The sequence below is a fragment of the uncultured Nostoc sp. genome, from assembly GCF_964245575.1.
Classification (GTDB): Bacteria; Cyanobacteriota; Cyanobacteriia; order Cyanobacteriales; family Nostocaceae; genus Nostoc.
In genome coordinates this window covers 20,767-27,571 of record NZ_CAXTNP010000083.1, presented here as the reverse complement: position 1 = coordinate 27,571, position 6,805 = coordinate 20,767, and the positions used below count along the sequence as shown (strand labels likewise).

General features: G+C 37.7%; 9 protein-coding genes. 7 read left to right on the top strand and 2 right to left on the bottom strand.

Annotation, left to right across the window (positions count from 1 at the left end):
* Positions 1-122: 122 nt before the first annotated feature.
* The 4 genes from ACFFAP_RS15370 to ACFFAP_RS15355 are packed head-to-tail and all read left to right on the top strand — an operon-like array spanning position 123 to position 1,904.
* The gene (locus ACFFAP_RS15370; protein WP_375512014.1) at positions 123-779 is read left to right on the top strand and encodes a hypothetical protein; all 657 of its coding nucleotides are present in this window, start codon (positions 123-125) and stop codon (positions 777-779) included.
* A gap of 58 nt (positions 780-837) precedes the next feature.
* Positions 838-1,203 (top strand): hypothetical protein, encoded by a 366-nt coding sequence (locus ACFFAP_RS15365; RefSeq protein ID WP_375512013.1) that lies wholly within the window; start codon positions 838-840, stop codon positions 1,201-1,203.
* Position 1,204: 1 nt separating this feature from the next.
* On the top strand, positions 1,205-1,567 hold the full coding sequence (locus ACFFAP_RS15360; RefSeq protein ID WP_375512012.1) for a hypothetical protein: 363 nt from the start codon (positions 1,205-1,207) through the stop codon (positions 1,565-1,567).
* A gap of 28 nt (positions 1,568-1,595) precedes the next feature.
* Positions 1,596-1,904, top strand: coding sequence for a hypothetical protein (locus ACFFAP_RS15355; RefSeq protein ID WP_375512011.1), 309 nt, complete (start codon positions 1,596-1,598; stop codon positions 1,902-1,904).
* 12 nt (positions 1,905-1,916) lie between these two features.
* Here the strand turns inward: ACFFAP_RS15355 and ACFFAP_RS15350 are convergent, their stop codons facing one another.
* The gene (locus ACFFAP_RS15350; protein ID WP_375512010.1) at positions 1,917-2,090 is read right to left on the bottom strand and encodes a hypothetical protein; all 174 of its coding nucleotides are present in this window, start codon (positions 2,088-2,090) and stop codon (positions 1,917-1,919) included.
* 199 nt (positions 2,091-2,289) lie between these two features.
* A complete protein-coding gene (locus ACFFAP_RS15345; RefSeq protein ID WP_375512009.1) occupies positions 2,290-2,595 on the bottom strand; it encodes an acylphosphatase in 306 nt (101 codons plus the stop codon).
* A 360-nt stretch (positions 2,596-2,955) separates the two neighbouring features.
* On the opposite strand from ACFFAP_RS15345, the gene ACFFAP_RS15340 reads away from it, so the two are divergent.
* The 3 genes from ACFFAP_RS15340 to ACFFAP_RS15330 all read left to right on the top strand — a co-directional run bounded on the left by ACFFAP_RS15340 (position 2,956) and on the right by ACFFAP_RS15330 (position 6,557).
* Positions 2,956-3,333, top strand: coding sequence for a DUF1823 family protein (locus ACFFAP_RS15340; protein ID WP_375512008.1), 378 nt, complete (start codon positions 2,956-2,958; stop codon positions 3,331-3,333).
* Between the two features lie 311 nt (positions 3,334-3,644).
* Positions 3,645-5,303, top strand: coding sequence for an alpha-amylase family glycosyl hydrolase (locus ACFFAP_RS15335; protein ID WP_375512007.1), 1,659 nt, complete (start codon positions 3,645-3,647; stop codon positions 5,301-5,303).
* Between the two features lie 198 nt (positions 5,304-5,501).
* Positions 5,502-6,557: a 3-deoxy-7-phosphoheptulonate synthase gene (locus ACFFAP_RS15330; RefSeq protein WP_375512006.1), complete on the top strand. Its 1,056-nt coding sequence runs from the start codon at positions 5,502-5,504 to the stop codon at positions 6,555-6,557.
* The last annotated feature ends 248 nt before the right edge of the window (positions 6,558-6,805 follow it).

Here is a 6,805-nt window from a genome sequence, read left to right as displayed (position 1 = left end):
ATGATGATCGCATTTTGATACTGGGAACCGTCGTCGAAGAAAGCCCAGTTTATGACCAATCAATTTTGACAATGGAGTAAATAATGGAAATTTAAAATCTTAAGACTTTAGCTATCCCTAGCTTGAATGATGTACTTCCTATACTAGATATTAATGGCGGTTTAGGTGGCAAACCAATACTTAGGAAGGCAACACTAGGTAGCTTACTTGCACTAGTGGAAACTGATAATACTAACGAGAATCAATCTAATTTTATCTTGCCTACTACTATTAAAAACCTTTCGGCTAGCACTGATTATTTTATTGGCATAGATGCCGATGGTTTACTCTACAAAATATCAAAAGCTGATTTATTGGCTGGGTTATCTACAAGCGGATCTACAGGCGGATCTACAGGCGGATCTACAGGCGGATCTACTAATGATCCTTTATTCTCTCAAGTAATGCTTCTTTTAAAAGGAATTGGCAATAATGGTAGTGGAGATATAATTGATAGTTCAATTAAAAATCGAATTCCTACCAAGATAGGAAATCCAATTATCAGCAATCTAAAAAGTAAATTTGATTCTACATCAATTTACTTTGATAACTCATCTGGGCTAAATTATATTTCCCAAGATTTTAATTTTACCGGAGATTACACTATTGATTTTTGGTTTTCCTCATCTGATGCTAATCAAAGTATTAATGGAGACACAATAATTGATTTTAGACCTGCTACTTTCTCAGTAAATGCTAGCGGTGCTTTGGTAGCTTCCCCAACTCCCTATCTTCCCTAATTTCTTTAATTCTTGGGGAATCTTCCCCAATCAACTAATAATTTTGAGGTAAAAATGTATGGCGAAAGAGGCTAAAAGTCAGGTTTATTATATAAACCTTGGTGGTGGATTGGGTAATGCTGGAGCAATGCGATTTGCTTGGAGAGGTAAGAAAGATGCTTACCCTAAAGCCGTTGCAGATGAATTGGGAGTTGTAATTGCCAAGGATACAGATGCAGGTTTGATGTTTGGGGCTAACTCTCCACGTCCTGCGATGGTGCGAATTGGGTACACAGATGCTAATGGGAACAGTAAATCCACAATTAGATTTTGTGAACCAGATAAAATCGGGAACGTAACTACAGGCGGCAAAATTAATGCTAAAAAAATTAAGATTGCTGGCAAGGAATACAATATAAATTCTTGCACTTTAAAGAGTAATTAAAGTGGAATTATCCGAAGGTTACACTAATCTTAGGAATGATTACTTGTGGAATGTCAGATTTGACCAGTCTATTTTAGGCAATCAAAACTTTGATATTTCCAGAGAATTTACATCAGGAATAGTGGCAGTACTTGCGACTACTACAAATATTAACCCAAGGAATATAGCAGGGTACTTGATGCAAACAGTTAACCTATTTCAAGTAGGTGGCATTGCACAAACGTCAAGCAGTTATGCTTTACCTAATAAAATCCCAAGAGTTATTATTTTTCCTAATGGTATTTCACCATTTGCATTGCGATTTAAGTTAGCGTTCCCAGTGGGTAACTGTCGGGTCAAAATTTGGGAGGCAATTCTCAAATAACCTTCCCATTAGTTTTATATAGTTTTATATGAAATTTGACCTTAGCTTGGCTAGCTTTCTGTTAGCTTTTGTAGGTGCGTTATCCGGTTGGATGGCTTGGTGGTTTACTAAGTTAGAGCTGAAACAAGAAAAAGCTACCCAGTCAGCTGTAGAACTTGCAACTGAAGGAGTTAACGAGAGGCGTGATTTTAATCATCTCTTGGGCAACTATAAACAAATGTCGGAGGCGATGACTTTTGGCTTCAATGAACTTGAAGCAATGGTGCGCGAAAACAGGCTCGAACTGGCTGAAATTAAGGCTTATTTAATCCGAAATCAAGGTAAGCATGGTGAATAACTCTTTAGGGATTTATTCTTCTGGCACGTAATTTTCATTCTCCAAAAGCTTAGTTTGTAACTCCACCAATTCTTTTTGAATTTCTGCTTTTTGGTTCTTAAGGGATTCTATCCTATCCCTGATTGATGCTACATACAGTTGGTGCTTTTCTTGCTTGCTTCTAGTTTTGTATATTTTGTATATCATCTGGGGATTCACCATAGGTTATAGGGCAATACGGTTCACTTAAGCCTAAAACTCTTTGCCCAAGTCAATTTTTTTAACGAACCGCCAAGGACGTAAAGAGAAGAAAGAAATACTTAACTCAACTGTATTGGGTTATAGGGTACAGGCAATAGTTTTTCTTTCCTGTGCCCTGTAATCTATAACCTGTCACCTTCTTAACTCAGTACTCAACCCGCTTAACTTCAAATCCCCGCAACCCTTCCGGTTCTTCATACTCAACGACAACATCTTTAACTACAGCAGCAGGTGGCCCAGAGTGACACCAGCGAACCATCTCATCTACAACATCTCGCGCCCCTTCAAAAACTGCCTCTACTCTACTATCGGGGAGATTCCGCACCCAACCAGTTAATCCCAACTGGCTAGCTGTATCCACAGTGGAATAGCGATAGCCCACTCCTTGGACTTGGCCAGAAATGAATACATGGGCGCGGATGATCTTTGGTAGTGCTGTGGAATTCTGCATAGACTGGTCTAATCTTTACGATTTCCAGTCTACCTAGTTTGTGTATACACAACCTGTTTTTAACTGCAACTGGCGAAATTAATCACGGTTATCGTCATCATCACCCTCATGTCTGTCTATACTGGCGATCGCGATTATCCCATTCTTGCAATTGGCGAATCTCCTTATTCATGGTCACTTTAGTAGTTTGTCTAATGCTTGTGGCGGATTAAGTCTTCCAGCAGGTCTAGATAAAAATAAAATTATCCCTATCTTTGGGAGTGTCGCAGAGTAGTGATAAAGTATTTTTAAATACCTACTAAATGTAGTGAATTTAATTAATCAGTAATCAGTTTTTCAAATTGGAATTTTAAATTGCTTATGTCTAACCTGCCACCACTCAATACAGAAACAATTTGGGCAATTCTTGACGAAAAACTTGATGATGTCACAGTCAACCAGTTGCTATGGCATTATTTAGGCTATCGCTATGATTCCTCAACTGCACAATGGGACACTAGCCTAGTTGCACCAGAATGGCAAGATGAGTACCCACAACCACCAAATTTCATTGAATCTCGCACCGCAACAGTCAAGTTGACTCGTTCCATTCCTGCTGAAAATAAGCAATTGCTCAAAGAAAAACTAGGTTTCAAAGGTTACAAAATTGGGGAATTTGGCCCTCGGCAAACTCGTAGAGCAACAGCAGCAGGTTGGTTGTTAAGTTATGTACAAGAAACTAACGGAAAAATTGAGTAATCTTACACAGCAGATATTTAGCAATAACTATTTTGTTTTTACTTAATACCTGCTAATTAATAACTTAATAACAATCTTTAAGTTTTAGTATTATAGGCAGTAAATGTACTAAATATAATCTGGATATTAGTTAAAGAATAAATCATAAAAATAGTCAAAAATAGCCAAAAAATAGTTATTTTTATAAAAGTTTATAAATTCATCCTCAAGATAGAAGCACTATTTATATAATTATTTCTCTAGAGCGATTTGCAAATTAAATTGAGCATTAGAGAATATTTCTATCAACCCTTAATATTACAAACACTTCTATGGCGAAGCCAGTTGAATTTAATTTATTTGCACCTTACAACAAAGGAGCTGCATTAATTGGTTCTTTTTCGGATTGGCAAGAAATTCCAATGGAAAAAGGAGATGATGGTTATTTTCGCACAAGTGTTGAACTAGAAGACGGCGTTTATAAATATAAATTTCGTGTTCAGACTAATTCATGGTTTTTTGAATCAGGACAATGGGTTGATGTCACAGATCCTTATGCAACTGATATTGATGAACTAAGTGGAAAAGATGACGGTGTAATTCAAGTCAAAGATGGCAAAAGAGTTACCGATACATACGTTTGGGAACATGATGATAAACCTTTACCTGCTGATCAGGAATTAGTAATTTATGAATTGCACGTAGGTGACTTTTCTGGTGGTGAAGATGACCCTTATGCACGAGGCAAGTACAAACACGTCGTTGAAAAGTTAGATTATCTATCTGAATTGGGAATCAATGCTATTGAGTTGATGCCACTTAAAGAATATCCTGGTGATTATAGTTGGGGTTATAACCCCCGCCACTTCTTTGCAACCGAATCTAGTTATGGTTCTACTGCTGGGTTGAAAAAATTGATTGACGAGTGTCATGGCAGAGGCATTCGTGTAATTATTGATGGGATTTATAACCACTCAGAAGCATCCAGTCCGTTAACACAAATTGACCACGATTATTGGTTTCATCACGCTCCCCGTGACCCTGATAATAACTGGGGGCCTGAGTTTAATTACGAACATTATGACGAAAATTTAAATATTTATCCAGCGCGGAAATTTATTGGTGATACAATCCGTTTCTGGATATCAGAATTTCATCTTGATGGTATTCGCTATGATGCAGCGCGGCAAATTGCTAACTACGATTTCATGCACTGGATTGTTCAAGAAGCCAAAAACACTGCTAGCATGAAGCCTTTTTATAACGTTGCCGAACATATTCCTGAAACTCCCAGCATTACCAATGTAGATGGGCCAATGGATGGTTGTTGGCATGACAGTTTTTATCACTGCATTCTAGAACATATCTGCGGCGATACATTTGATTTAGAGCGTCTCAAAGATGTCATTGACTGCAAGCGCCAAGGCTTTATGGGTGCCACTAATGTCGTAAATTACCTCACCAACCACGACCATAACCATGTGATGGTTGAATTGGGAAACCGTGAAATTTTTGACGAAGAAGCCTTTAGGCGGACTAAATTAGGAGTAGCCATCCTAATGACTGCTGTTGGCGTACCTTTGATTTGGATGGGAGAGGAATTTGGCGAGTATAAACCTCAACAACCTGAATCAGCCAAAATTGATTGGACACTGTTAGGTAACGATCTAAATCGTGGTTTATTTGAATTTTACAAAGGTTTAACGAACCTGCGTAAAAATAATCATGCCCTCTACACAGAAAATATTGATTTCATCCACGAAAATCCAGAGGCAAAGGTACTAGCTTATAGCCGTTGGAATGATCAAGGTTCTCGTGTAGTCGTGGTAGCTAATTTTTCAGAAAAATTTCTCGGTGACTATCATGTTTCTAACGTTGGAAGCAGTGGTACATGGCACGAGTGGACAAGCAATTATGATGTCGAAGTTGGTGACGATGGGATTATAGCTGATTTGGGGCCATACGAAGCCAAAGTGTTTGTATGGCAGTAATGATATACACTATCACTCAGGCAGTAGTCCGATAGTAAAGAAAAAGGGGGAATCTTTTCCCCTTTGTCAGTTATTACCTTACTCACGTACAGTTCAATTAAAAATTTGTCAAGTAAAAAAGAAACTCTTTTAAAAATTCATGTGTTTGTGTTACACTTTTGAGTTGAAGTGCGTATATAAAATTGCCAGAGCATCCCCATGCACAACAAATTATTTAATACTAATATCGAAGACGCTAACATTGAGAACGATCGCATTTTATTAACTCCCAATGAAATTAAATCCAAATTACCTTTAACACAATTAGCCGAGCAAAGAGTTTTAGAGTATAGACAGGAAATAGAAGCTATCCTGAATTTTCAGGATCGCAGAAAGTTTATAGTAGTTGGGCCATGCTCAATCCACGACCCAAAAGCAGCACTTGAATATTCTGAAAGGTTGAAAAGATTGGCCGAGCAAGTCCAGGATAACCTGCTATTAATTATGCGAGTGTACTTTGAAAAACCAAGAACAACCGTAGGCTGGAAAGGATTAATTAACGATCCAGATATGGATGATTCTTTCCATGTAGAAAATGGGTTATTAATTGCACGGGATCTATTATTAAAAATTACAGAGTTAGGATTACCTGCTGGTACAGAAGCACTAGATCCAATCATACCTCAATATATTAGTGAACTAATTACGTGGTCTGCAATTGGGGCACGTACGACTGAATCACAAACTCACCGCGAAATGGCAAGTGGGCTTTCGATGCCTGTGGGTTTTAAAAACGGTACTGATGGCAATATTCAAGTAGCTTTGAATGCCCTACAATCAGCTAAAAACCCGCACAATTTTCTCGGAATTAATCAAAACGGACAGGTCAGCGTCTTTAAAACTAAAGGTAATGCCTACGGTCACGTAATTTTAAGGGGTGGTAGTCAACCTAACTTTGAAGCAACAAATGTCAAACTGATAGAAGATAAATTAAAACAGACAAATTTACCATCAAGAATTGTTATTGACTGTAGCCACGGTAATACCAATAAAGATTACAAATTACAAGGTGCTGTCTTAGAAAATATTATTCAGCAAATAGTGGATGGTAATACATCAATAGTTGGCATGATGTTGGAATCGCATTTATATGAAGGTAGTCAACCAATTACTGGTAAAGAAGAATTAAAATATGGTGTTTCTGTAACTGATAAATGTATTGGCTGGGAAGAAACCGAAAAAATTATTTTGGCTGCTCACGAAAAACTTAAATAAAGACTAATAAATAGGGGCGCACAGCTAGCTGTGTGCCCCTACCTCAATACGCTTAGTGTTAGTGATATTTTGCCCCGGAAAATCCCCCCAACCCTCTTTTTAAGGGAAGCTTAATTTTCTAGTTGTTGCCCTTCTCGGTTTTTCCATAAATGTTGTTTCATATTTATTGGTTGTTGTAATATAGGTCTGTTACTATTTGTTAAGAATGAATCTTGGTTTTCAAGGCAGGTTATACCTGGCTTATCTAA